At 71.6% G+C, this 24,738-nt stretch carries 26 protein-coding genes and 1 tRNA gene; 14 read left to right on the forward strand and 13 right to left on the reverse strand.

Annotated features, from left to right (window positions below):
• The 5 genes from FCN18_RS17350 to FCN18_RS17370 form a co-directional block, all read right to left on the reverse strand.
• Positions 1–175: 4-hydroxyphenylacetate 3-hydroxylase N-terminal domain-containing protein (locus tag FCN18_RS17350; RefSeq protein ID WP_323808365.1), on the reverse strand; the 175-nt coding region annotated here is incomplete at its 3' end.
• Between the two features lie 44 nt (positions 176–219).
• Positions 220–753: a flavin reductase family protein gene (locus FCN18_RS17355; RefSeq protein WP_137095622.1), complete on the reverse strand. Its 534-nt coding sequence runs from the start codon at positions 751–753 to the stop codon at positions 220–222.
• 184 nt (positions 754–937) lie between these two features.
• Positions 938–1,993, reverse strand: a complete 1,056-nt coding sequence (locus FCN18_RS17360) for a 2,3-butanediol dehydrogenase (RefSeq protein ID WP_137095623.1) — start codon at positions 1,991–1,993, stop codon at positions 938–940.
• An 11-nt stretch (positions 1,994–2,004) separates the two neighbouring features.
• Positions 2,005–3,837 (reverse strand): NAD(P)/FAD-dependent oxidoreductase, encoded by a 1,833-nt coding sequence (locus FCN18_RS17365; RefSeq protein WP_137095624.1) that lies wholly within the window; start codon positions 3,835–3,837, stop codon positions 2,005–2,007.
• A gap of 71 nt (positions 3,838–3,908) precedes the next feature.
• The gene (locus tag FCN18_RS17370; RefSeq protein WP_137095625.1) at positions 3,909–4,175 is read right to left on the reverse strand and encodes a glutaredoxin domain-containing protein; all 267 of its coding nucleotides are present in this window, start codon (positions 4,173–4,175) and stop codon (positions 3,909–3,911) included.
• A gap of 63 nt (positions 4,176–4,238) precedes the next feature.
• Between FCN18_RS17370 and FCN18_RS17375 the strand changes: the two genes are divergently transcribed.
• Positions 4,239–5,174 carry a hypothetical protein gene (locus FCN18_RS17375; RefSeq protein WP_206077930.1) on the forward strand — a complete coding sequence of 312 codons (936 nt, stop codon included), beginning with the start codon at positions 4,239–4,241 and terminating at the stop codon, positions 5,172–5,174.
• Here the strand turns inward: FCN18_RS17375 and FCN18_RS17380 are convergent.
• Both FCN18_RS17380 and FCN18_RS17385 read right to left on the reverse strand, forming a co-directional pair.
• Positions 5,171–6,628 carry an NAD-dependent succinate-semialdehyde dehydrogenase gene (locus tag FCN18_RS17380; protein ID WP_137095626.1) on the reverse strand — a complete coding sequence of 486 codons (1,458 nt, stop codon included), beginning with the start codon at positions 6,626–6,628 and terminating at the stop codon, positions 5,171–5,173. The genes FCN18_RS17375 and FCN18_RS17380 overlap by 4 nt on opposite strands.
• A gap of 9 nt (positions 6,629–6,637) precedes the next feature.
• Positions 6,638–7,831: a winged helix DNA-binding domain-containing protein gene (locus FCN18_RS17385; RefSeq protein ID WP_137095627.1), complete on the reverse strand. Its 1,194-nt coding sequence runs from the start codon at positions 7,829–7,831 to the stop codon at positions 6,638–6,640.
• A gap of 56 nt (positions 7,832–7,887) precedes the next feature.
• Here FCN18_RS17385 and FCN18_RS17390 point away from each other — a divergent pair, with 56 nt between their 5' ends.
• Positions 7,888–8,394 (forward strand): hypothetical protein, encoded by a 507-nt coding sequence (locus FCN18_RS17390; protein WP_137095628.1) that lies wholly within the window; start codon positions 7,888–7,890, stop codon positions 8,392–8,394.
• 4 nt (positions 8,395–8,398) lie between these two features.
• Here FCN18_RS17390 and FCN18_RS17395 read toward each other — a convergent pair whose 3' ends face one another.
• The 3 genes from FCN18_RS17395 to FCN18_RS17405 form a co-directional block, all read right to left on the reverse strand.
• A complete protein-coding gene (locus tag FCN18_RS17395) occupies positions 8,399–9,001 on the reverse strand; it encodes a Uma2 family endonuclease (RefSeq protein ID WP_137095629.1) in 603 nt (200 codons plus the stop codon).
• Positions 9,002–9,172: 171 nt separating this feature from the next.
• Positions 9,173–10,819, reverse strand: a complete 1,647-nt coding sequence (locus FCN18_RS17400; RefSeq protein ID WP_112265139.1) for an ABC transporter permease — start codon at positions 10,817–10,819, stop codon at positions 9,173–9,175.
• Positions 10,816–11,721: an ABC transporter ATP-binding protein gene (locus FCN18_RS17405; protein ID WP_112265137.1), complete on the reverse strand. Its 906-nt coding sequence runs from the start codon at positions 11,719–11,721 to the stop codon at positions 10,816–10,818. The genes FCN18_RS17400 and FCN18_RS17405 overlap by 4 nt, the downstream gene beginning before the upstream one ends.
• Positions 11,722–11,812: 91 nt before the next feature.
• Between FCN18_RS17405 and FCN18_RS17410 the strand changes: the two genes are divergently transcribed.
• The 7 genes from FCN18_RS17410 to FCN18_RS17440 all read left to right on the forward strand — a co-directional run bounded on the left by FCN18_RS17410 (position 11,813) and on the right by FCN18_RS17440 (position 18,444).
• Positions 11,813–12,334, forward strand: a complete 522-nt coding sequence (locus tag FCN18_RS17410; protein ID WP_113641307.1) for a GbsR/MarR family transcriptional regulator — start codon at positions 11,813–11,815, stop codon at positions 12,332–12,334.
• A gap of 129 nt (positions 12,335–12,463) precedes the next feature.
• A complete protein-coding gene (locus tag FCN18_RS17415; RefSeq protein WP_137095630.1) occupies positions 12,464–13,615 on the forward strand; it encodes a C1 family peptidase in 1,152 nt (383 codons plus the stop codon).
• A gap of 19 nt (positions 13,616–13,634) precedes the next feature.
• Positions 13,635–14,207: a hypothetical protein gene (locus FCN18_RS17420; RefSeq protein ID WP_137095631.1), complete on the forward strand. Its 573-nt coding sequence runs from the start codon at positions 13,635–13,637 to the stop codon at positions 14,205–14,207.
• 88 nt (positions 14,208–14,295) lie between these two features.
• Positions 14,296–14,646 (forward strand): protease inhibitor I42 family protein, encoded by a 351-nt coding sequence (locus FCN18_RS17425; RefSeq protein WP_137095632.1) that lies wholly within the window; start codon positions 14,296–14,298, stop codon positions 14,644–14,646.
• A gap of 100 nt (positions 14,647–14,746) precedes the next feature.
• Complete coding sequence (locus FCN18_RS17430; protein WP_112265127.1) at positions 14,747–15,352, forward strand: RNA polymerase sigma factor; 606 nt, start codon at positions 14,747–14,749, stop codon at positions 15,350–15,352.
• Complete coding sequence (locus tag FCN18_RS17435) at positions 15,349–15,813, forward strand: carboxypeptidase regulatory-like domain-containing protein (RefSeq protein ID WP_112265125.1); 465 nt, start codon at positions 15,349–15,351, stop codon at positions 15,811–15,813. The genes FCN18_RS17430 and FCN18_RS17435 overlap by 4 nt, the downstream gene beginning before the upstream one ends.
• A 138-nt stretch (positions 15,814–15,951) precedes the next feature.
• The gene (locus FCN18_RS17440; RefSeq protein ID WP_113641330.1) at positions 15,952–18,444 is read left to right on the forward strand and encodes a CHAT domain-containing protein; all 2,493 of its coding nucleotides are present in this window, start codon (positions 15,952–15,954) and stop codon (positions 18,442–18,444) included.
• Positions 18,445–18,509: 65 nt separating this feature from the next.
• Here FCN18_RS17440 and FCN18_RS17445 read toward each other — a convergent pair whose 3' ends face one another.
• Positions 18,510–18,962 carry an SRPBCC family protein gene (locus FCN18_RS17445; RefSeq protein WP_113641329.1) on the reverse strand — a complete coding sequence of 151 codons (453 nt, stop codon included), beginning with the start codon at positions 18,960–18,962 and terminating at the stop codon, positions 18,510–18,512.
• A gap of 36 nt (positions 18,963–18,998) precedes the next feature.
• Here FCN18_RS17445 and FCN18_RS17450 point away from each other — a divergent pair, with 36 nt between their 5' ends.
• The gene (locus FCN18_RS17450; RefSeq protein ID WP_137095633.1) at positions 18,999–20,936 is read left to right on the forward strand and encodes an FUSC family protein; all 1,938 of its coding nucleotides are present in this window, start codon (positions 18,999–19,001) and stop codon (positions 20,934–20,936) included.
• A gap of 55 nt (positions 20,937–20,991) precedes the next feature.
• Positions 20,992–21,264, forward strand: a complete 273-nt coding sequence (locus FCN18_RS17455) for an antitoxin (protein WP_137095634.1) — start codon at positions 20,992–20,994, stop codon at positions 21,262–21,264.
• 9 nt (positions 21,265–21,273) lie between these two features.
• Here the strand turns inward: FCN18_RS17455 and FCN18_RS17460 are convergent, their stop codons facing one another.
• The gene (locus tag FCN18_RS17460) at positions 21,274–22,251 is read right to left on the reverse strand and encodes a prephenate dehydrogenase (protein WP_255565661.1); all 978 of its coding nucleotides are present in this window, start codon (positions 22,249–22,251) and stop codon (positions 21,274–21,276) included.
• 9 nt (positions 22,252–22,260) lie between these two features.
• Entirely contained in the window at positions 22,261–23,490 is a 1,230-nt protein-coding gene (locus FCN18_RS17465; RefSeq protein ID WP_112265121.1) for a M20 metallopeptidase family protein, read from the reverse strand.
• A gap of 73 nt (positions 23,491–23,563) precedes the next feature.
• Between FCN18_RS17465 and FCN18_RS17470 the strand changes: the two genes are divergently transcribed.
• The 3 genes from FCN18_RS17470 (at position 23,564) to FCN18_RS17480 (ending at position 24,639) form a co-directional block, all read left to right on the forward strand.
• A complete protein-coding gene (locus FCN18_RS17470) occupies positions 23,564–24,046 on the forward strand; it encodes a tRNA adenosine deaminase-associated protein (protein WP_112265119.1) in 483 nt (160 codons plus the stop codon).
• Positions 24,043–24,528 carry a nucleoside deaminase gene (locus FCN18_RS17475; protein ID WP_112265117.1) on the forward strand — a complete coding sequence of 162 codons (486 nt, stop codon included), beginning with the start codon at positions 24,043–24,045 and terminating at the stop codon, positions 24,526–24,528. Before FCN18_RS17470 ends, FCN18_RS17475 begins: the two co-directional genes overlap by 4 nt.
• 23 nt (positions 24,529–24,551) lie before the next feature.
• Positions 24,552–24,639 (forward strand) — tRNA-Ser (locus FCN18_RS17480).
• Positions 24,640–24,738: the final 99 nt, after the last annotated feature.

The raw sequence follows: 24,738 nt of genomic DNA on the forward strand, positions 1-24,738 counted from the left end.
CGGTCATCCGCACCGAGTTGCGGAACGCCGGGTGGGTGGTGACGTCGGCGACCCTGTCGCCGTAGATGAAGATCTCCCGGCCGTCGCGGATGCTCTCGATGTACTCGTCACCTGTCATCGGGCGCGTCGTGCGCGGGCCTTCGGTGCTGGTGGAGGTTTCCTGCTGTGCCGTCACTTTCTGCTCCTTTGCATGGTTCACGGCAGCTAAGCGAGCCCGGTTCAGCCTGCGGGGAACCAGGACAGGCTGGGGCAGTCGCCGGACTCCAGCCACGGGACGGTGCCGACGGCCTTGCCGAGGTGGCGGAACTTTCCGGCGTAGAACACGAGCGGATCACCGTCGCTGAACGAGATCTCGCGGATTTCGCCGAGGTAGAGCACGTGGTCGCCGCCGTCGTAGCTGCGCCACGGCGCGCAGGCGGCCGTGGCGAGCGCGCCCGCGAGCCGAGGGGCGAGGTCGCCACCGGGGTGCTCCCACTCGGGCTCGTCGGCCATCGGTTTGCCCGCGAAGTGCAGCGCGAGGTCCTGTTGCCGCTCGCGCAGGACGTTGATCGTGAAGGGTTTGCCGTCGAGGTACTTGCACGCCTTCGTGTTGCGGTCGAGGGACACGAGGACGAGCGGAGGTTCGAGTGACACGGCGGTGAAGGAGTTCACGGTCGCGCCGTGTGCCGTGCCGTCGCCCTCGCATGTCACCACCGTGACCCCGGTGGCGAAGTGGCCGAGGCACGTCCGCAGCGTTCGCGGGTCTGTTCGCACGGCGCCTCCTCATCGAGTGCAGTCGAACGTGTACGCATTGCGTACGCTTTGGCCGCTATCCGGTTGTATGGCTAACTGTGACCCTCGACACACTCGCCTGTCAACCGCCGGCGTGCTCAGCGCACGGGGCAGTGCCGCTGCCCGGTCAGGTGCCAGGGGCAGCGGCACGCCGTCTGTGGGTTTTTCAGGGGTGGACGAGGATCTTGACGTTGCTCTCCTTGTGGTCGATGAGTTCGCGGAAGCCGTGTTCGACGATGTCGTCGAGGCCGATGCGGCCGGTGATGAACTGTTCGACGTCGACCACGCCGTCCTGGACGAGCCGGATGGTTTCCGGGTGGCGGTTGGCGTAGGCGAGCGAGCCGATGAGGCTGATCTCCGACAGCACGAGCGAGTTGACGTCGAGCGTCGCGGGGTGTCCCCAGATCGACACGTTGACGCACGCGCCGCCCGGTTTGGTCGAGGCGATGGCCGAGGCCAGCACCGCGTCGATGCCCGCGCACTCGAACGTCACGTCCGCGCCGGCGCCGCCCGTGAGCTCGCGGATCGCTTCCGCGACATCCACTTCGGACGGATCGAGCACCGTGTGGGCACCGGCTCCCGGCGCCTTGGCCTTCCGCGCGGCGGCCGGTTCCACCACGATCACCTGCCCCGCGCCGACCGCCCTGAGCGCGGCGGCGGTGACCAGACCGATCGGGCCGGACCCGAACACCGCCGCCGTCTCCCCCTCGCGCAGGCCCGAGAGCTTCGCCGCGTGGTAGCCCACCGAGAGCGGCTCGATGAGCGCGCCCTGCTCTGTGGTCAGGTCGCCGATGGGATGCACCCACCGCTGGTCGACCACGGCCTTCTCCGCGAAGCCGCCCTGGTCGCCGTCGAGCCCGATGAACCCGAGCGAGCGGCAGATGTTGTACCGCCCCGCCTTGCACGCGACGCAGTGCCCGCACACGTCGTAGGGCTCCACCACCACGCGGTCGCCCTCCTTCAGCCCGGTGACACCGTCTCCGAGCTCGGCCACGACCCCGGAGAACTCGTGCCCGAGCGTGATCGGCACCGCCCCGCCCGTGAGCGGGTGTGGCGACTCCGGCGTCGGCGCGAAGATCGGGCCGTCCAGGTACTCGTGCAGGTCGGTGCCGCAGATGCCGCACCACTCCACCGCGATCTGCACCTGACCCGGCCCCGGATGCGGCTCGGGCAGGTCGTCGACGCGGACGTCGCCCCGTCCGTGGAACCGTGCTGCCTTCACGGGTTTCCTCCTCAGGACGTGTGATGGGAGGGCTGCAGGCCGTAGACCGGCGTCGGGATGCCCTCGGCGCGGGCCTTGAGCTGCAGCGCGAGGTACAGCGAGTAGTGCCGCGACTGGTGCAGGTTGCCGCCGTGGAACCACAGCGCCTGCTGCTGCGTGGGCTTCCACATGTTGCGCTGCTCGCCCTCCCACGGGCCAGGGTCCTTGGTGGTGCCGGAGCCGAGGCCCCACACCTTGCCGACGCGGTCGGCCATCTCCTGCCCGACGATGTCGGCGGCGAGGCCGTTCATTGACCCGAAGCCCGTGGCGTAGACGACGAGATCCGCCTCGAGGCGCGTGCCGTCGTCGAGCACCACCTCGCGCTCGGTCAGCTCGGCCACCTGGCCCTTCGCGAGCTTCACGCTGCCGTCGGCGACGAGCTGGGCGGCGCCGACATCGATGTAGTAGCCCGATCCCCGGCGCAGGTACTTCATGAACAAGCCCGAGTCGTCGTCGCCGAAGTCGAGCTCGAACCCGGCTCGCTCCAGCTTCTCGTAGAAGTCGGCGTCCTGCTCGCGAATGGTGTCGTAGACCGGCTTCTGGAACTGCGCCATGATGCGGTACGGCAGCGAGGCGAAGATCAGGTCCGCGGTGCGAGTGTCCACACCGGACGCCACGGCCTGCTCGGAGTACAGCGGGCCGAGACCGTGCTCCATCAGCGAGTCGGACTTGATCACACACGTCGAGGACCGCTGCACCATCGTGACGTCGGCCCCGGCCTCCCACAGCGCACCGCAGATGTCGTGCGCCGAGTTGTTCGAGCCGATCACCACGGCCTTCTTGCCCGCGTACGCGTCGGCGCCGGGGTGCTGTGACGAGTGGTGCTGTTCGCCGAGGAAGCGGTCCTGGCCCGGGAACACCGGCACGTTCGGCTTGCCCGAAACCCCGAGGGCGAACACGAGCTGGCGGGGCCGCAGCGTCACCTCCTCGCCCGCGCGGTCGACCACGACCTCCCACTGTTGTGCGCGCTCGTCGTAGGTGGCGCTGCGGGCGGTGGTGGAGCCCCAGTAGTTGAGCTCCATGACCTTCGTGTACATCTCCAGCCAGTCGCCGATCTTGTCCTTCGGCGCGAAGACCGGCCAGTTGTCCGGGAACGGCAGGTACGGCAGGTGGTCGTACCAGACGGGATCGTGCAGGGCGAGCGACTTGTACCGCTTGCGCCAGGAGTCGCCTGGCCGCTCGTTGCGCTCGACGATGATCGTGGGCACGCCGAGCTGACGCAGCCGCGCACCGAGTGCGATGCCGCCCTGGCCGCCGCCGATCACCACCACCTCGGGCTGCCGGGTGTAGCCGAGCTCGGCCTGCTCCGCCTCGCGCTGTTCCAGCCAGGTCACGCGGTCGCGGTTGGCGCCGTGCTCGGTGCCCTTCGGCCGGTTGAGTTTGCGCGGCTCCTCGTGCCCCTTGAGCTCGTCGAGGGTGGTCAACAGAGTCCAGGCCTTGCCGTCGACGAGGCGCACGTGCCCGGTGCCACGACCGGTGGCGGTCTCGAAGCTCAGCCACGCCTCGGTGACGCCGTCGGCCTCGGAGGGTTCGCCGGTGATGGTGAAGCCCCGCGGGTCGGTGTGCTCGAGAGTGCCCCTGAGCAGGTCGGCGACGCTGTCCCGGCCTTCGACCGTCAGCAGGTTCCACGTGAACGAGACGAGGTCGCGCCAGTAGCACTCGTCGGCGAAGAGCGAGGCGGCTCGCTCGACGTCGCGGGCGCTGAGTGCGTCCTGGAAAGCGGTGAGCCAGGTGTCCGCGCGGGTGGTGGCCTCGGCGGGGTGGTCGATCGTCAACGGAGCCTCCGATCCAGCAATTCGCCACATTGCGAGCTGTGCGGGCTCCACTGTCGGCGCGCCCCGGCGCGCGCGACAAGGGTTGCAGGGGGTTGCAGCCCCTACTTCTCCAGCAGATGAGGGGCTTCGGCGCCCACCAGAGCGAGCAGCTCCTTCATGCTGGGGTTGACGAGCGCGCGCTCCCCGACGAACACGGTCGGCACCGTCTCGTTGCCGTTCGCGACCGACCGCACGCGGGCCGCGGCGTCCGGATCCTCCCAGATGTTCACGGCACGCACCGGCAGTCCGCTGCCGTCCAGCTGCCGGCGCAGCATCGCGCAGAATCCGCAGCCTGGCCGCCAGTAGAACTCGATCTCCGTCACTCCCACGTCACCCACCCTAATCGCCGTTTCGCGCCGCCACGGCCGCCACGAAGGGGCAGGCTGGAGGGCATGGATTTCGAGTCGGTCGCCGATGAGCTGTACGAGCTGGACCGGGACGAGTTCACCCCGGCTCGCGACCGCCGGGCCGCCGAGGCCCGCAAGGCGGGTGACAAGGACCTCGCGACCAGGATCAAGGGCCTGCGCAAGCCGACGAGCGCGGCGTGGCTGGTCAACCGGCTCGCGAGGAGCCGTCCCGAGGACGTCGCCGAGCTGGCCGAGCTCGGCGACGCGCTGCGCCGGGCGCACTCCGAGCTGGCCGGCGAGGACCTGCGGGCCCTGTCACGGCGCAGGCACGAGCTTGTGCAGACGCTCACCGACCGCGCGGCGAAGCTGGGCGACGACAAGCCCGGTGAGTCGGTGGTCAGGGAGGTCTACGACACCCTCGACGCCGCGCTCACCGATCCCGAGTCGGCCAGGGCGGTCACCGAGGGCAGGCTCACGTCCGCACTGCGGCCGGGCGACGCCTTCGCAGGCGACTGGATGGCCCTCGGCCCCGCACCGGCCAGGCCAGAACGGAAGCCGGAACCGAAGCCCCAGCCGAAGAGACCGGAACCGAAGGGGTCCCAGCCGAAGCGGGCGGAGCCGAAGGGGTCCGAGCCGAAGCGAGCGGAGCCGAAGAAGCGGCCGGAGCCGGAACGGGCCGAGCCCGAGAAGCCCGCGCCCAAGCGAGCCGAGCCGAAACAGAAGCAGCCGGAGCCGAAGGAACCCGAGCAGGAGGAACCGCGGGGCGACGACGACGCCCGCCGCCTGCGGGAGGAGCGCCACCGCGCCCGCGAGGCGCTCTCGAAGGCTCGCGCCGCCCGCAACGACGCCGCGCGCGAGCTGCGCCTCGCGGAGGAAGCGGAAGCCAAGGCACGCAAGCGAACCATGGAGGCCCGCAAGCGGTTCGCGGCCGCGGACGAACGCGTGGACGAGGCCGAGGCGGTGCTGTCCGAGCTGCTCTAGGACGCTCCGACGGCCACCGCCAGGTACTTCGTGTCGAGGTACTCGTCGATGCCCTCGTGCCCGCCCTCGCGGCCGAAACCGGACGCCTTCACCCCGCCGAACGGCGCGGCCGGGTTGGACACGAGGCCGGTGTTGATTCCGACCATGCCGGTCTGCAGGGCTTCGCCGACCCGGATCGCGCGGTCGAGATCCCGCGTGAACAGGTAGCCGACGAGCCCGAACTCGGTGTCGCCCGCCAGCGCGACGGCCTCGTCCTCGTCGGTGAACGTGGTGACCGGCGCGACCGGGCCGAAGACCTCCTCCCGCAGGATCCGCGCGCCCTCCGGTACGCCGGAGAGAACCGTCGGCCGGTAGAAGAACCCCTTTCCTTCCAGCGGCTCGCCACCGGTGGTCGCGGTGGCGCCGCGGCCGAGCGCGTCGTCGACCAGCTCGATCACCTTGTCCCGCTGACCCTGGTTGATCAGCGGCCCCACCGACACGCCCTCCTCGGTTCCGTGACCGATCCGAAGCTGTCCCAGCTTCTCGGTGAGCCGCCGCGTGAACTCCTCGGCGACCGGCTCGGCGACGTGGAACCGGTTCGCGGCCACGCACGACTCGCCGTTGTTGCGCATCTTCGCCGTGACGGCCCCCTGCACCGCGGCGTCGAGGTCGGCGTCGGCGAACACCAGAAACGGCGCGTTGCCGCCGAGCTCCATCGACATCCGCTGGAGGTTCGGCGCGCACTGCTCCACGAGCTTGCGCCCGACCTCCGTCGAGCCGGTGAACGACATCTTCCGCACCCGCGCGTCGCCGAGCACCGGGTTGACGATCCGCGTCGCCGAGGTGCTGGGCACGACGTTCAGCACGCCGTCGGGTAGCCCGGCCTCGGTGAGCAGCGCGGCCAGGTTCAGCATCGACAACGGCGTCAGCTGCGGTGGCTTGACGATCATCGTGCAGCCCGCGGCCACCGCCGGACCGATCTTGCGCGTACCCATCGCCAGCGGGAAGTTCCACGGCGTCACCAGCAGGCACGGGCCCACCGGCTGCCGGGTGACGATCGTCCGCCCACCACCCGCCGGGTTCGGCGAGTACCGGCCGTCGATGCGCACCGCCTCCTCCGAGAACCACCGGAAGAACTCGGCCGCGTAGGTCACCTCGGCCCGCGACTCCGTGAGGCTCTTGCCCATCTCGAGCGTCATGAGCAGAGCCAGCTCGTCGGCGCGTTCCGTCATCAGCTCGAAGGCCCGGCGCAGGATCTCGCCGCGCTCGCGCGGTGGCGTGCGCGCCCAGCTCTCCTGCGCGGTGACCGCGGCCTCGACCGCCGCCTCCGCGTCGGCGGCCTGCCCATCGGCGATCTCGCACAGACGCCGCTCGTTGCCCGGATCGTCGACGCCGAACGTGCTCGCGTCGGCCGAGTCCTGCCACTTGCCGTCGATGAGCAGCTGTTTGGGAATGCGTCCGATCACGTCGTCCATACAGCTGGGCTACCCCGGTGAGGTCACCGTGACACGCGCGTCCCTGGCGCCCCGGAACGGTGCCAGCGTCTCGGCTTCCCTGGTTATCGTCTCCCTCACCTCGTCGTCGAGCGGGCCAAACCCCTCGACACCGATCGTCACCGTGTTCCCCTTCTTGCTGGGCCGCCAGAGCGCGACGACCTCGCCATCGGCGAGCACCACGCCCGGGCTGCCCTGGCTGCGCCAGACCTGCCTGCGCGCCCGGTCGCCGGCGACCAGCGCCGCGCGGTCCCTGGTCGCGAGCAGCGGATCGTGCGGCGGCAGCAGGCGCACACCCTGGGCCGCGGGCGGTTCCCGCAGCGTCGGCAGGTCCTCGGTGAGCACCCACGCCGAGCCGTCGCGGTAACCCACCTCGGTGAGCTCACCGGCCACCAGCTCCCACGACGCCGCCGCGAACGCGGGCGCCGTGCCCGACCACGTCGCGAACTCCGCCGAGGTGGACGGACCGTGGCAGCGCAGATACCGCCGCACCAGCTCCGCCCGCGCCCGGCCCGCTTCCCACGACGGCAACCGCCTGCCCAGCCACTGCTCGGTCAGCGCGAACCGCGCGTTGCCCCTGGGCTGGGAGGCAATGCACAGCACGCCGTGCAGAGACACCACGTACAGCGCGTACCGCACGACGCTCTGCCCGTAGGTGTTGGAGCCCAGCCCGTCCGGCTCCGTCCACGCCCCGCGCAGCCGCCGTGGCAGGTGCTCGCCCACCTTCTCGGCGAGCGCGGCGCCCAGCTCGTCCTTGCTCAGGTGCCGCCCGTCGAGCACCCCGGGCAGCGCCTCGCACGTGTACTCCACGGCGTCGGTCGCGCCGAGTCCGAACCGGGCGAGGTGGTCGGTCGCACCCTGGATGAAGTGCAGACACGACTCCTCGCCGTCGGGAAGCAACCCGGTGGTGTACACCGCCGCGTCCTCGACCGGCACCAGATGCGGCGCGCCACGCATCGCCCATAGCTGCACGAGCGTCCTGCCGGTCTCCACCTCCGCCTGGAGCCCGCGCGGGGTGAGCCCGGTGAGCCGGGCGTGCAACGCCTGCCCCGCCGAGCCGGGCGGTGTGTTCTGCACGGCAACCGCACCGGCGACGGCTCCCAGCTCGCTCTTCGGTGACCGCCGGCCGAGCGACTGCCCGGCGAGCCGGAACCGGAGTGCTCGCGGCCGATCCGTGGTCTCCATCCGAAAACGGTAGCCAGACGTGCAACCGGAGGCCGGGCTTCGACCGTCTTCGCGGCATGCGAAGACTTTCCCTGCTCGCGCTCCTGCTCGTCGCCGGATGCGGTACCTCGGCGGGCACCGGCGGTGGTCAGGTCGCGTGCACCGAGATCGGCGCCCCTCGCGGCGTGAGCGTCGACCTCGCACCGGGCCCGTCCGCCGCGGCGGCGAGCACAGCGGCACTCGAAGCCTGCTGGGCCGGGAAGTGCCGGACCTACCCGCTGGAGCTGTCCCCCTCGACGGAGGCGATCGACACCGGCTGCGGCGGCGACCAGCCGGACGCCGTCTGTTCCGCCGAGGTGCGGGAGACCGGAGGGAAGCACGGCTTCGCGACCGTCGACGACCTGCCCGAGCTGCCGGTGCGAGTGACGCTCACGATCACCGGTGACGACGGCGCGGAGACATCCCGTCAGACGTTGGACATCACCCCCGAACCGGTGTATCCGAACGGCCCGCACTGCCCGGCGATGGGACCGCAGGCGAAGCTCACCGTGGATGCCGACGGCACCGTCCGCGACGGCACGTGAGCGCTCATGGTTCCAGCAGCTCGGCGGGATCGAGCTCGACCGGGAACGGCTCGGTGAACCGGAGCCGCTCGCCGGAGCCCGCTGCCACCCGCTCCTCGTAGTGCCCGTCGACGAGGCCGCTCAGCCGCACGTAGACCGATCTGGCCGGGTAGTCGATCTCGACCCACAGGTACCACGGGACACCGGCGTGGGCGCACAACTCCGGCCTGTCGATCCGGTGCTGCCCGTGCCGCTCGCCCTCCGCGAACTCGACGAGCAGCAGCACCTGTTCCGGCGACACCCACGTGACCCCGCCGGCGGGCTCGCGCAGCACCGCCAGCTCCGGCTGGATCCACGTGTCGTCGGCGAATCGCAGGTTCACGGTGCCGTACGGCACGAACCCGGCCGCGCGGACCGGCCCGTCCAGCAACGCCGCGAGCCGGAACTCCCCGTAGGAGTTGGCGGAACCGGCATGTGGGCTGGTGGTCAGGTAGCCCCCCAGGCATTCGTACTTGGCCGCACGAGCCAGGGGGAGCGGCAGGCAGTCCTCGGCACGCCCGGTGTTCCATCGGCCGTAGAACTCGACCAGCGGGTCGAGCCGCGACGGAAGGCTCATCGGCGCGGACATCGCACTCCTCCTCTCCGAATACTGGGGAACGTGCTTCCGAGTGTGCCCCGCGAACCCGTGACAAGGCCAGCGATCTGCGCGAACGGAGCCCTCACACCCACGTGTGCGACCGTCCACACGCGAGTCGAGCCCGGGCCCCCCGACGGACCCGGGCTCGACTCACCCCAGCCGCTAACCGATGTCGCGACGGCGGAACCCGGCCAGACCCGCGCCGACGAGAACCACCGCGAGCCCGGTCAGCCACAGAAGCGGCGTCGCCGTGAACTCCGCGCTCGGCAGCTTCGGGATGTGCTGGAACGGCGAGAGGTTGAGCACCGTCTGGCTCAGGTTGGCGACCGGGCCGAACATGCTGATGAGCAGGAACAGCGCCGCAACCGCCCACGCCGCGGTGGAAAGCTTGGGCAGCAGCCCGAACAGGGCCACGGCCACCCCGGCCACGAGCCACACGGCGGGGAGCTGGGCCATCGCCGCGCCGAACACGGCGGGGAGCTGGCCGCCGAGGTCCTCCACGCGCAACCCGTGCAACAGGCCGACGGCGAACCCGGCGACAGCCAGCAGCAGGGCACTGCCCAGCAGTGGGAACACGAGGTGGCTCGCTGCCAAGCGGAACCTGCTCACTCGCGTCGCCAGCAGGGGTTCCACCCGCACGGCCGTCTCCTCGGCCCGCAGCCGCAGGGTGGCCTGCACGACGTAGAGCGAGGCGATCATCGCCATGATCCCGCCCATCGACGCGAGAAAGGCGTCGACCATGCTCTGCGAACCGCCCAGTCGCGCCATTATCTGCTGCGTTTGCGCACTGTCGCCGAGCAGGTCGCCGACCCCCGCCGCGAGCGAGCCGAACAGCGCGCCGAAGACCGCGAACCCGATTCCCCAGCCGAGTAGCACCCCACGCTGCATCCGCCACGCGAGGGCGAAGGGCGTGCGCAGCCCGGCAGCCGCGTGCGGCGGACCCGGCTGGGCCGGGATCAGACTCATGCCCACGTCCCGCATGGGCAGCAGCCGGTAGCCGACCGCGGCGAGCAGTACGGCGGCGAAGGCCAGCAGCCCGAGCACCCACCACCGCTCGTCGGCGAACGCCCTCACCTGCGTGGCCCAGCCGATCGGCGAGAGCCAGGACAGCCAGCTCGCGTCGACCGCGGCGTCACCGACGGCGCGGATCAGGAACGTCACGCCGAGCACGGCGGAAGCGATGCCGTTCGCGGTGCGCGAGTACTCGGCGACCTGAGCGGTGATCGCGGCGACACCGGTGAACACGAGCCCGGCGAGCGCCATGCTCGCGCCGAACGCGAGCGAGCCGGTCGCGGGCAGGCCGACGCCGATCAGGCTGGCGGCCATGAGCCCGCCGGTGAGCACCGCCCCGAACGCGGCGACGAGCACAGCGGCGGTCAGAGCGGCGTAGCGGCCCACCACGGCCGAGGAGAGCAGCTCCTGCCTCCCGGTGTCCTCCTCCTGCCTTGTGTGGCGCGTGACCGTGAAGATGCAGGCCAGAGCGATGAACAGGGAGAGGATGGCGCCGTAGCGCCACGCGGCGAACCCGCCTGCCGTGCCCAGGTCGAACGCGGGACCGTAGAGCAGCGTCAGCGACGGGTTGGCACCCATCGTCGCGGTCAGCGCCTCCCGCTCCGCCTGCGTGGGGTAGAGCGTCTCGTACGCGCCGGCGCCCGCGGAGGCCATCACCCCGAGCACCACGACCCAGATGGGCAGCACGACGCGGTCCCGGCGCAGGGCCAGCCGCACGAGCTGCCACGTGCCCGCGAGGTGGTTGCCCCTTCCGGAGACCTCGTGCGCGGCGGCGGGACGCTCCAACGTCCTGGTCATGATGTCGAGCCCGCCTTCGCATGCTCGGTGTAGTGCCGCAGGAAGAGCTCCTCGAGCGTCGGCGGCTGGCTGGTCAGGCTGCGCACCCCGATGCTGGTGAGGCTGCGCAGCGCCTCGTCGAGCGAGTGGGTCTCGACGTCGAACTGCACCCGATTGCCTTCGATCCGCAGGTCGTGGACGTTCTCGAGCTTGGAGAGCCCGTTGGGGTGCCCGGCCAGTTCGGCGGAGATCGATGTCCGGGTCAGGTGGCGCAGGTCGGCCAGCGTGCCGGTCTCCACGGTGCGCCCGTTGCGGATGATGCTGACCCGGTCGCACAGCGCCTCGACCTCGGCGAGGATGTGGCTGGACAGCAGCACCGTGCGGCCCTGCTCGCGTTCCTCCTGGATCGCGTACTGGAACGTGGCCTCCATGAGCGGGTCGAGGCCCGAGGTCGGCTCGTCCAGCAGCAGCAGTTCGACGTTGGACGCGAGCGCGGCGACGATGGCGACCTTCTGCCGGTTGCCCTTCGAGTAGGTGCGGCCCTTCTTCTTCGGGTCGAGGTCGAAGCGCTCGATGAGCTCGTTGCGGCGCCGCTGGTCGAGCCCGCCGCGCAGCCTGCCGAGCAGATCGATCACCTCGCCGCCGGAGAGGTTGGGCCACAGGTTGACGTCGCCGGGCACGTAGGCGAGCCGCCGGTGCAGGCTCGCCGCGTCGCGCCAGGGGTCGCCGTCGAGCAGGCGCACCGTGCCCCCGTCGGCGCGCAGGAGTCCCAGCAGCACGCGGATGGTGGTCGATTTGCCCGAGCCGTTCGGACCGAGAAAACCGTGAACCTCGCCGGTGGCGACGGAAAGGTCGAGTCCGTCGAGGGCCACGGTCGACCCGAACGACTTGCGCAGGCCACTGACGGAGATGGCGTTTTCCATGCGACCGAAGCTACACTCATTTCACAAAGTTGTGAAGTTAAGAAAACGTATGGATTGGGTGATCGACCAGACCTCGGGAAGGATGGTTCGCATGTCGAGCAGACCGCAGTCGCAACGTGATCCGGCCGCAGACCGTGACGAGGAGCGAGTTCGCGCCTACGTCGAGAACCTCGCGCTGACCCTGTCGCAGATCGGCTTCCCCCGGATGCCGGCCAGGGTCTTCGCCGCGCTGACGGTCTCGGACAGCGGCCGGATGAACGCCGCCGACCTGGCAGGCACGCTCTCCGTGAGCCCCGCCGCGATCTCGGGCGCCGTGCGTTACCTCGAACAGGTCGGCCTGATCAGCAAGGAACGTCAGCCCGGCGAACGCCGTGACCACTACCGGCTCTACGACGACTTCTGGTTCGCCTCGTTCCTCAAACGCGACCGCATGCTCCGGATGTGGCTGGACGCGACCCTCGAAGGCGTCGACGCCGTCGGACCGGAGACCCCGGCCGGGGTGCGCCTGACCCGCATGGCCGACTTCCTCGACTTCATCGTCAAGGAGATCCCCGCGCTGTTCGACCGCTGGCACCGGGAGCGGGTCCGGCGCGAGCGCGACGCCGAAGGGTGAGGTAGCCCCCGCCTCCTCACCCTGCCGACGGCCTCGAGATGAAAAAAGTCTTACCCGGGGTGTATCTGAGAGGGGTCGAGCCGCGTCCTATGGGCGACGGCACGTTCCACCGCTCTCTGGAGGACCCACATGAGCCCCGACCACCCATGCGTGGCCGAGATCGCGGGCATTCGCGACTCGCTCGCCGCGCTGGGCGACCCGTGGCGTTGCGGTGAGACCCGGCTGAGCAGGCTGTCGAAGGACGCGCGCAAGGCGAGGCTGGGCGTTCCGCCGCCCGCCGCCGAGGAGATCAGGACAAGGTCGGACCTGCCGGGCCGGATGGCCGAGGCCGCGCTGGCGGTGTCCCGCGAGCCCGCGGAAGTGCAGCACGAGCCTACGCCCCACCTCCCGAGGCGGTTCGACCTGCGCGACGTCGACGGACGCGCCTACGTCACCGACGTCAAAGACCAGGGGGAGATCGGTTCCTGCAGCGCGTTCGGCACCATCGCCGCACTGGAGACCACCGCGGCCTACACGCGCAGGGCGCCGGGGCTGCGGCTGAACCTCTCCGAGGCGCACCTGTTCTTCGGGCACGCCGCGGCACGCGAGGCGATCACGCCCGACGGTACGTGGCCGGACGAGCTGTTCGTCGACTGCGAGCGGATCGGGGTCACCTTCGACGACCACTACCCGTACTACGACGACGACTCAGGGGCGCTCAACCCCGGGTGGCGCGACCGGCTGGCGAAGGCCGAGGGCGTGGTGGACCTCAGCCAGGACCCGGCCGCCATCAAGCAGCATCTCTACACGTACGGAGCTGTCACGGCCTGCCTCGTCGTCTATGACGACCTGTTCCACTACACCGGCGGCGTTTACCGGCACACCACGGAAGAGACGAGCGGTGGACACTGCGTCGCGCTCATCGGGTGGGACGACGACGCGGGCTGCTGGATCGCGAAGAACTCCTGGGGCCCCGACTGGGGTGAGAACGGGTTCCTCCGCATCGCCTACGGCGAGGCCTATATCGAGGACTACCCCGAGCCGAGGCCGACCACTCTCGGCTGCACCGGGGTGAGCCTGCGCGCGTGGCTGCCCGCGCAGCGCGCACTCGGTCTGTTCGCCACCGCGCACGACGCCAACGGCTGGGCCTACCTGGAGAACCTGGGCTGGACCCGGCTCTCCGGCGGGCCGGACGGCACCACCGCCACGCTCGCCCTGCTCAGCACCGCCAGGGCCAGCGGAAGAGCGTTCGTGCCGTTCATCGACGACGACGAGCTCAGCATGATCCACCCCGCCCACTGACGAACCACGGAGAAGGCCGATGACCGACGACACGGTGACCGAGAACCCGCCGGCGCAGGAGCAGCCTGCCGAACCGGTCGAGGACACACCGACCCAGACGCCGCAGCCCGCGCCGCCCACCGGCTGGGATCCGTACGCCCCGCCCCCGGCCGCTCCGGCGCCGATGGGCTGGGATCCGTACAGCCCGCCGCGCCCGGCTCCGGCGCCGATGGGGTGGGATCCGTACAGCCCGCCGCCCGCGCCAACGGGCTGGGATCCGTACACCCCGCCGCCCGCTCCGGTGCCGATGGGCTGGGACCCCTACACGCCGCCTGTCGACGGCTCCGGCCAGCAGCGGCCCGCGCCCGTGCAGAACGGGCAGAACCCGCCGACCGGCTGGGTCACCGGCAGGGCGGTGCTGAACCTCTGGTCGGCGAGCGGCTCGCCGGGGGTGTGGATCGCGGTGCAGGGCGTCGGCTGGAAGCGGCTCTCGCCGGCTTCGGAGTCCGGCCACAGCCACCTGACGTTGCTCGCACTCCTGGCGAAGAACTACCGGCTGCCGGTGTCCTACCACGAAGACGCTCGCGGGGAGATCGACCAGCTGGTCGTCTGAGTTCCACGCGAGGAAAGCAGGTGGTGGCCGACAGTCGAGGGGGCCGTCGGCCACCACCGTCGCAGGGGGAAGAGGAACGGGAGGAGCAGTGGCACTGGTCCGGCTCGCGCAGTCCGATGCGGGGAAAACAGCGGAACTGCGTGTCGGGGACACCGTGGAGCTTCGGCTCCCGGAGACCCGGACGTCGGGTTACCAGTGGTCACTGCGCCTGCCGGAGGGGGTCCGGCTGGTCGTCGACGAGTACGTCCGTGGGGGTGTCGACCATCCGGCCCGGAGGTCTCAGGGGGAGGGACCGCCGGGAAAAGGTGGGGTCCGTCGGCTGGCGTTCGACGTTGTCGACGCCGGCCGGCACCTCATAGAGGCCGAGTTGGCGCGGCCGTGGGAGGACAGACCGCGCCGCTCGGTCACTTTCGTCGTAACTGCTACTCCAAACGAGTGACCTCATGTATCTGACAGCCGTCACCCCTCTCCTCTGTTCTCACGAGACCGAGATACTGCCTGCGCCGACTTGAAGAGTGCGACAGCGAAGGGCGGGTGCGGTGACCGACGCGAGAACCGCCGAGGCGGACCCTCCGTGGGAGGGACTGCACGGCCACGAGCTCTACGCGGCGTGCATGCACGAGGCACGCGCAGGCAACCGGCTGGCCATGAACCGCCTGGTCACCGAGTTGACGCCGCTGGTGTGGCAGGTCGCGAGGGGCAACGGGCTCGACCGCCACACCGCCGAGGACGTGGTGCAGACGGTGTGGCTCGCCCTGTTCCGCAACCTCGACCGGCTCGCCGATCCGCGCGCGCTCGCCGCGTGGCTGATCACCACGGCCCGGCGCGAGTCGCAGCGGGCCGGTGGCCGCAAGCCGTCGCCGGTGCCGCTCACCGACGAGCTCGCCGAGACCGTGCCGAGCACGCAGCCCGCCCCGGATGCCGAGGTGCTGCGGGCCGAACGCGATCGCGGGCTGTGGGCCGCGTTCGCCCAGCTTCCGCAGCGGTGCCAGGAACTGCTGCGGCTGACCGTGCTCGCGGGACGCGTCGAGTACCGGCTCGTCGCGGACGTGCTCCGCATGCCGCACGGCAGCATCGGGCCCACGCGGGGCCGGTGCCTGCAACGCATGCGGGGACTGCTTGACGCTCAAGGGGGCAGCGCATGAACGAAGGCAGCACCTTCCCGGACGACCAGACGCTGCTCATGGAGCTCGACCGGCTCGTGCACGAACTCGATCCCCCGCCTGAGGGCCTGGTCGAGCGGGTGCAGTTCGCACTGGAGCTGGAGGACCTCGACGTCGAGGTCGCCCGCTGGGAGCGTGCCGACGAACTGGTCGGCGTCCGCAGCGTCGCACAGGGCACGATCACGTTCACGGTCAGCGATCTCACCGTGATGATCAACCTGACCAAGGTCGGCGCCCGGCACCGCATCGACGGCTGGCTGGTGCCCGAGGGCGAGTACGGAGTTGAGGTCCGCGTCGCCGGGCACGACTCCGTCTCGACGGTCGCGGACGACGGCGGGCGGTTCGTCCTGCACGATGTTCCCTGCGGGACCACCCAGATAGTGGTGTACATCGACGGAAATTCGTGCCGTCGAACCGTTGTCACTCCGGCGGTTGTGTTGTAAAGGATCCAGCTTGCGTCGCGACGCGGTGGATGTGCTCCCATAGACCCCGTGCGTGGCGATCGACAACAGAATCGAGCCCTGGCCGCCGTTCTCGACGTGCACCGGCGAGCCAACGACGCGGCGGGCAGCGCGCACAACATGGAGGCCATCCGGCTGCTGCGCAAGGCGCTGCGGGCGCTCGAGGACGGCGGCGAAGGGCCCGAGTGGATCGGCGCGCGCGTTCGCGTGCTGATCAGCCTCGCGCTGGCCACGGCCGAGGTCGGCTCCACCGCTGAGGGCTTCCGTGGCCTCAAACGCGCGCAGGCGCAGCTCGACCTGCTGCCCGACGGGGTGCGCAGGCAGGAGCTGCAGGCCGTGGTGTCCGGCCAGCGCGCGCTGCTGCTCTTTCGCGTCGGCCGCCTCGCCGAGTCGCTCGCCCTGTTCGACGCGATCATCCCCACGCTGGAGCGTCTCGACGACGGCGACGGCCTGCTGCTCGCACGCACCGTGCTCAACCGCGCGCAGATCCACGCCGAGATGAGCAACCTCGACGCCGCGTCGCGCGACTTCGACCGCGCCATCAAACTCGCCGCCGAGCACGACCACACCCGGCTGGAGGGCAAGGCTCGGCACGGGCTCGGCGACCTCGCCCAGCTCGCCGGCGACATCCCCGGCGCACTGCGGCACTACGACGAGGCCACGCGAATACTCGAGTCGGCCGCACCGGGCTGGCTGGCGAGGGTCCGCATCGACCAGGCAAGGGCACTGCTCGTCGCGGGGCTGGCCGCGGAAGCCGCCCGCCACCTCGACGAGGCGCTGCCCGAGCTGCGCCGCAACCGCGTGATCCAGGACGTCGCCGAGGCCGAGGTCGCCAGGGCGGCCGCGGCGCTGCTGGAGGGCGACATCGCGCTGGCCCGCAAGCTCGCCGTCGCCGCGCGCCGCCGGTTCCTGCGCCGAGGCAACGTGCCGTGGGCGGAGGTCGCAGCGCTCACCCGGCACCGGGCCGACGCGATGGAGGCACTCGAGTCGGGCACGCGCCCTCCCGCACGCCTGCCCTCGGGTCTCGTCCGGCTCGCGGAACGGCTCGCCGAGCTGGGGCTGCGTGACGAGGCGGCCGCGGCCCGGCTGCTCGCCGTGCGTCTGCTGCTGCGCAGGGGTGAGGTCGACGCCGCGACCGCACAGCTCGCCAGGGTGCCCCGGCCCCGCCGTACGACGCCTGTCGACCACCGCATGCTGTTGCGGCTGTGCCGGGCGGAGCTGGCCGTCGCGACCGGGCGGACGCGCTCAGCGCTCGCGCAGGCGAGGGGCGGGCTGACCGAGCTGGGCTGGGCCCGTGACCGCATGGGCGGGCTGGACCTGTTGTGCGGCACCGCCGTGCACGGCCAAGAGCTCGGCGCCCTCGCCGTCGGGCTCGTGCTCGACACCGCCAATGGCGAAGCCGGGGCGCGCAGGCTCTTCGCGTGGCAGGAGCGCACGCGCGCGCAGGTCTACCGGTACGAGCCCATGCCAGCCATCGACGATCCCGTGCTGGCCAAGCACATCACCGAGATGCGGCACGTCCAGCGCACCGTGCAGCAGCACCGGCTCGCCGGCCGCTCCGTCGCCGCGCTCGAACAGCGCTACGCCTGGCTCCAGCGGGAGGCCAGCAGGCTCGGCTGGTACACGAGCCGCTGGGGCAGGCCCCGGCCCGTGAGCTCGCCGGAGGAGGTCGCGGACACGCTCGGGCAGCGGGTGCTGGTGAGCCTCGTCGGCCACGGCGACACGCTCGCGGCCGTGGTGGTGCGTGACGGGCGGTTCCGGCTCGTGCGGCTCGGCTCGCTGGGTGAGGCCGAGGAAACCGCGCAGCAGCTGCACGCCGACCTCGACGCGCTCGCGCCCGACCACCTGCCCGCCCCGCTGGCCACCGCCGTGACGGCGTCGGCGCGGCGCAGGGCGGCGGCGCTCGACGAGCTGCTGATCCGGCCGCTGCGCGGCGTGCTCGGCGATCGGGAACTGGTGATCGTCCCGACCGGCTCCCTGCACGCGCTGCCGTGGGGCGCGCTGCCGACGCTGCGCGGGCGGGCGTTGTCGATCGCTCCGTCGGCGACGGCGTGGGTGGCCGCGGCCAGCAACCCCGGTCCCGAGTCGGTGGTGCTCGTCGGTGGACCCGGCGTGCCGGGGGCCGTCGGCGAGGTGCGGCAGCTGCGCTCGGTGTACCCGAGCGCGAGCATCGTCGACGGCGAGCTGGCGACGAGCGCGAACGTGCTCGCCGCCCTGGACGGTTCCGGAGTCGCGCACCTGGTGGCGCACGGGGCGCACGAGCCGGCGAACGCGCTGTTCTCGCGGCTGGACCTCGTGGACGGCCCGCTGTTCGCCCACGAGGCCGCCCGCCTGGCCAACCCGCCGGAGCGCGTCGTGCTGGCGGCGTGCGAGCTGGCGCTCAGCCACATCCGGCCTGGCGAGGAGGCACTCGGCTTCGCGGGCGCGTTGCTGGCCAGCGGTTCGCGCACGGTGGTCGGCGCGGTCGCACGGGTCGGCGACGGCGCCGCGGCGGAGGCGATGGCCGACCTGCACCGGCAGCTCGCGGCGGGCACCTCACCCGCCGTCGCGCTCGCCGAGGCGACCGCCGCGGACCCCTTGCGCCGCCCGTTCCTCTGCCTCGGCGCCGGCTGACTCCGTACGTCCCCCAAGGCCACCTTTGTTGCGTTCAACGCAACAAAGGTGGCCTTGGGGGGCGGTCACTCGCGTTCGGCGGCGGCGATCAGGCGGGTGGCGAGGAAGCGGACCGCCGCGTGCAGGACGGTACGCAGCGGCAGGCCGGTGCCAGGGACGCGCTCGGTGAACGAGCCGCGCCAGGTGAGGTCCGTGCCGCCCGCGTCGTTCGGCGTGAACAGCACCTCGGCTCGGTAGTCGCGCACGGGCGCGCTCCCGTCGGCGAAGGTGTAGACGTGCCTGCGGTGCGGCTCGTAGACCACGGTCTGCTCACCGAGCAGCACCGGCCACAGCCCGACCCTGCGCACGGCGCCCACGCCGCCCGGCGCGTGCTCGCCGTGACGGGCCCAGCTTGACTGCAGCACCAGTGGCCGTGCCCAGCTCGACCATCGCTCGCCGTCGGTCTCCAGCGCGAACAGGGTCTCCGGCGCGGCGGTGCTGGTCCGCCGCACCTCGAACGTGAACGTCTTGCCGACCATCGCAGCGAACATACTGGAATGGGCGAAGATGACGGGGTGAGCTCGACCCGTGCCGACCTGCCCGCGCCGCGCTGGCTCGTTCACCTCCTCCGCTCATCCCCCGCGCCGATCCCATGGGCGAGAGCGGTGCGCGCGGCACTCGCGCTGGCGGTGCCGATCGCGGTCGGCTTCGCGTTCGACGAGCTCCAGCTCGGTGCGCTCGTCTCCAGCGGCGCGCTGCCGACCGTGCTCGCCGACGCCGCGGGCCCCTACCGCTACCGCGCGGTGCGGCTGTGCGGAGCGGCGTCCGCCGCGGTCATCGGGTTCGCGCTCGGCCTGTTCACCGGTGGCGAGCTGGCACTGTCGATCCCGCTCGTCGTGCTCGTGTCGGCCATCTCGGCGCTGATCAGCGCGGCAGGCAACAACGCGTCGATCGCCGCGCTGCAGCTGTTCGTGTTCACCGTGCTCGGCACCGGCCAGCACACGATGGGCACGGAGGCCGAGGCCGCGCTCGCCTGCTTCGTCGGCGGCGCGGCGTGGGGACTGGTCGTGGCGCTCGCAGGCTGGACGGTGCACGCCACGTCGCCAGAGCGGCACGCGGTCGCCCAGGTCTACATCGAGCTCGCCGCGCTGCACTCGGCGCAGGACGAGGCGACCTCGCTCGCGTCGCGCCAGCAGCTCACGGCCGCCATGAACACCGCCTACGACCGGCTGCTCAACGCCCGGTCGTGGCTGTCAGGGCGGGACGTCACCTACCGCAAGCTGCTCAACCTGCTCTCCGCCAGCACTCCCGCCGTCGAGGCATCGGTGGCGATGGTCAACGCGGGCGCACGCGCGCCGAGGGACGTCATCGAGCACTTCACCGACCTGGCCGCGGCCGTGCTCGCCGGTGCGCCGCTGCCCGAGCCGCCGCGCCGCGACCACGACGACCCCGCCGTCGCCGCGCTGTACCACGCCCTCGGCAAGATCAGCACCGAGCAGGAGCGGCAGCGCAGGGACCGCGTGCCGGCGCGCACGCGCATGCGGGAGTGGCTGAGCCTCTTGGCCTCCGGGCCGCTCACCTGGATCGCCGCGCTGCGGCTCACGCTGTGCGTCGCGCTCGCGGAGCTGGTCAGCCTGCTGGTGCCGGTGGAACGCTCCTACTGGATCACGCTGACCGTCGGCATCGTGCTGAAGCCCGACTTCGGCTCGGTTTTCGGCAGGGCGGTCCTGCGCGGGCTCGGCACGGTGGTCGGCGTCGGGATCGGCGCCGCGGTGCTGGGCATCGGCACGAGCGGGCTCGGGCTGGTGGTGCTCGTCGCGCTGTTCGCCGCGGGCGCGGCCATCGGCAAGGTCCGCAACTACGGCATCCTCAGCGCCTTCGTGACGCCGTTGATCATCGTCCAGATGGACCTGACGGCGGGTGGGGACTGGCCGCTCGTGCTCGCGAGGCTCGTCGACACCGTCATCGGCTGCGCGATCGTGCTCGTGTTCGGCTACCTGCTGTGGCCGGGCAGCAGGCAGCCACGGGTCGGCGGGCGGCTCGCGGAGGTGGCCGACACCGTCGCGCTCTACGTCGAGTACGGGCTAAGGGCGGCAGAGACGCCGCAGGACCGGACAGAGCGGTCCAGGCGGCGGCGCCGCGCGTATCGCGGGCTCGCCGATCTGCGGACGGCCTTCCAGCAGCTCGTGGTGGAGCCCTCGCCCGCGGGACGGCAGGCCGCGGCGTGGTGGCCCGCGATCGTGGCGCTGGAGCAGCTCACCGACGCCGTCACCGCGGTGGTGGTGACGATCGAGCACGGCGCCGAGCCGCCGGCCGAGGAGGACGTCCGCCTGCTCGTCGAAGGGCTCGCCGTGCTGGCCGCCGCGGTGCGCGAGCAGCGCGAGCCCGCCGACGTCGACCTGCCCGGAGGCGACGAGCTCTCCGGCGTCGCAGACCAGCTGGAAAACGCGCTCGACGCGGTCCGGGGCCCGGATTTCACCAGGTCACGCTTCACTTTCCGGCGCCGAGGGTGACCACGAAGGGAGTCCTCCCGTTGCGCTCGGCCCTGGATACTGGTGGATTGGGTACATGGGCATCAACTTCAACGAGCTCAAGAAGAAGGCTCAGGACGCGCTGAGCAAGAACAGCGACAAGGTCGAACAGGGTCTCGACAAGGCGAGCGGCTTCGCCAAGTCGAAGTTCGGCAACAGGTCCGACCAGATCGACAACGCGACCAAGAAGGCCAAGGACTTCCTGCACAAGAACGCGGGCGGCGAAGGTGGCGGCCAGCCGGGCCAGGGCGGTCCGCAGACCCCGCCCCCGAACCCGCCGCAGCCGCCGAACCCGCCGCAGAACCCGTAGCGGCGGGCGCTACCCCACCTCACCGGTCAGGACGTCGCCGTCCAGGCCGGTGATCCGGCCACCACGCTCGCCCAGCGCGAGCAGCCCGTCGCGAGCGTCGGGCGCACCGAGGTCGACGCGGACCCCGGTGCGTGGTGCCGTTCTGTGCTTGTCCAGCCTCTGCAGACCCTCGTGCCCGGCGTCGATGGTCGCCGCGAGCCCACCGGTCGAGGCGAGTGACCCGCGCGCGGCGCCGAGCTTGCCGAGCGCCTCGTCGAGCACCGGCAGCAACGCCGCGCGGTTGCCCTCGGTCATCGCCCGCACCAGCTCGGGCCGGGTGCCCGCGACCCGGGTGCCGTCGGCGAAGGAACCGGCGGCGAGCGCGGCCGCGAGCGGTCCGCCGTACGCGCCGACGGAGGCGAGCACCGCCGCGAGCAGGTGCGGCAGGTGCGAGATGCGGGCCACCACCTCGTCGTGCGCGGCCGCACGCAGCGGCACCACGTGCGCACCCGCGTCGAGCGCGAGCGCGGCGACTTCCCGCCACGCGCCGAGATCGGTGTCCTCCTCCGCGCACACCACCCACGCGGCACCCGAGAACAGCGCCGGTGTGCCCGCGGCCCACCCCGACAGCGCCGTCCCGGCCATGGGATGCCCTCCGCAGTACCGGGTTCGCGGCGCGTGCCGCCGGACAGCGTCGAGCACGGGCATCTTCACGCTCGTCACGTCGGTGAGCAGGCATTCCGGCGCGTGCTCGCCGACGAGTGCCAGTACGTCCTCGACGGCGGGCAACGGCACCGCGAGCACGACGAGCGCGTCCCGTTCCCCGGCTCTGCGCACCGCCCCGGCCACGTCGGTGGTCGCGTCGTAGCCGTCGGCCACCGCCGCCTCGGTGTCCACAGTGGACCGAGTCGCGCCCCACGCGGTCCTGCCCGCCGCCGAGGCGGCCCGCAGCACCGAACCGCCGATGAGCCCGAGTCCGATCACGCATACGTCACGCACGGCGCCCATCCTGCCGCATCAGCGCAAGGCGTCCAGTGCGAAGGCCGCGTACATCGCCACGCCGTTCGCCATCGCGGCCTCGTCGTAGTGGACCCGGTTCGAGTGGTTGGGCGCGGCCTCGTCCGGTGTGGTGTCCGGCGGGCACGCGCCGAGGAACGCGAACGCGCCCGGCACCCGTTGCAGCACGTAGGAGAAGTCCTCTGCCCCCATGATCGGGTCGGGCATCTCGACGGCGTTGTCCGCGCCGAGTACCTCTCCGGCGAGGGCGAGCACCCGCGACGCCTCCTCCGCGTCGTTGACGGTCGTGGGGTAGCCGGGCTCGATGTCGGGCAGGACGCGGCAGCCGTGCGCTGCCGCGACACCCTCGCACACCTTGTGCAGCTCGGCGTGCACGAGTGAGCGTGTGCGCTCCGACAGCGTGCGGATGGTGCCCTCCAGCACGGCCGTCTCCGGGATGACGTTGGTGGTGGTGCCCGCCTCGATCCTGGTCACCGACAGCACGGCGGGGTCGAAGACACCGATCCGGCGCGTGATCATCGTCTGCAGCGCGCCGACCATCGCGGCCGCCGCGGGCACCGGGTCCACGGCGTTCTGCGGCATCGAGCCGTGCCCGCCCCTGCCGGTGACCTTGACGTGGAAGCTGTCGGCCGAGGCCATGATCGGCCCCGGCCTGGTGGCGATCCGCCCGCTCGGCAGGTTCGCGAAGATGTGCAGCCCCAGCGCGCGTTCCACGCGCGACCCCGCGGCGTCGAGCACACCCTCGTGGATCATGTGCCTGGCTCCGTGATAACCCTCCTCGCCGGGCTGGAACATGAACACCACCGAGCCGGCCAGCTCCTCGGTATGTCCCGCGAGCAGGCGCGCCGCCGAGGCGAGCATCGCGACGTGCGTGTCGTGGCCGCACGCGTGCATCGCACCGGCTACTTCGGACGCGAACTCCGCGCCGGTGTCCTCGGGCATCGGCAGCGCGTCCATGTCGCCGCGCAGCAGCACGGCGGGTCCCGGACGCGCACCACGCAGCACGGCCGTGACCGAGGTGGTCGAGCGACCGCGCGTGATCTCCAGCGGCAGGTCGTCGATGGCCGCCAGCACCGCTTCCTGCGACCGGGGCAGGCTCAGCCCGATCTCCGGATGCCGGTGCAGCCGCCTGCGCAGAGCGATCGTCGTCGGCTGAAGGGCCTCGGCTTCGGCACGCAGCCCGGCGAAGCGGGCGTCGGGCAGGGAGGGCAACTCGGTGGGTCCCGTCATGGCTCGATATTGACACGGACCCGGTTGTGGTTTCGGCGATCGGGGAGGGGGCCTGCGGGTATACGGTGGGCCCATGGCGGTGAAGGAGCCGATCACGGGGTTCGCGGTGGCCGTCGTGCGCGAGGACGGCAAGTGGCGGTGCAGTCCGCTCGACACGGCCGCTCTCAGCGAACTGGATGCCGCGATCACGGAGCTGCGGAAGTTGCGCTCGACCGGAGCGGTCTTCGGCCTGCTCGCCGTCGATGACGAGTTCTTCGTCATCGTCCGGCCGACGCCTGGAGGCGCGGCGCTGCTGCTCTCCGATGCCGCGGCGGCGCTGGACTACGACATCGCGGCCGACGTGCTGGACCTGTTGCGCGTCGACCCGCCCGACGAGGACGACGACGTGATCTGGCCGGAGGGCGACCTCGAGGTGCTGGCCGATCTCGGCATGCCCGGCCCCGAGCTTGAGGTCATCGTCAACGAGGTCGAGCTGTACCCGGACGAGCAGCTGCAGATGATCGCCCAGCGCTGCGGGTTCGCCGACGAGTTCGGCAAGCTGCTCGACGACCTGTGAGGCCCGAAGACACCGATGCCGTCCGGGCGGCCATCCGCGCGGCGCGGCGCGCGCGGGGCACGGAGGACGTCCCGATCGGGGCGGTGGTCCTCGCCCCCGACGGCACCGAGCTCGCCGGTGCGCACAACGCCCGAGAGGAGCTCGGCGACCCCACCGCGCACGCCGAGGTGCTGGCGCTGCGGGCGGCGGCGAGCCGCTTCGGCGACGGCTGGCGGCTGGAGGGCTGCACGCTCGCGGTGACGGTGGAGCCGTGCACGATGTGCGCCGGCGCGTTGGTGCTCGCACGCGTGGCTCGGCTCGTGTTCGGGGCGTGGGAGCCGAGGACGGGCGCGGTCGGCTCGCTGTGGGACGTGGTGCGCGACCGGCGGCTGAACCACCGGCCGGAGGTGGTCGGTGGGGTCCTCGCCGAGGAGTGTTCGGCGCTGCTGGAGGACTTCTTCGCAGGCAGGCGCGCACCCGGCGACCCATTCGAAGCGCGTTGAGCCGATGCAGTATCGTATCCGGCGGTAGCGTGTCCGAGCGGCCGAAGGAGCACGACTCGAAATCGTGTGACGGGTGACCCCCGTCCGTGGGTTCAAATCCCACCGCTACCGCTCTCGATCGGGGCGGGCATTCCCATGCGGATGCCCGCCCCGATCGCATTTCTACGGGCTACCTGTTGTGGTCACAGTCGAATTACTTCACCCAGTCAG

This window comes from Prauserella endophytica, assembly GCF_005146945.1.
Classification (GTDB): domain Bacteria; phylum Actinomycetota; class Actinomycetes; order Mycobacteriales; family Pseudonocardiaceae; genus Prauserella_A; species Prauserella_A endophytica.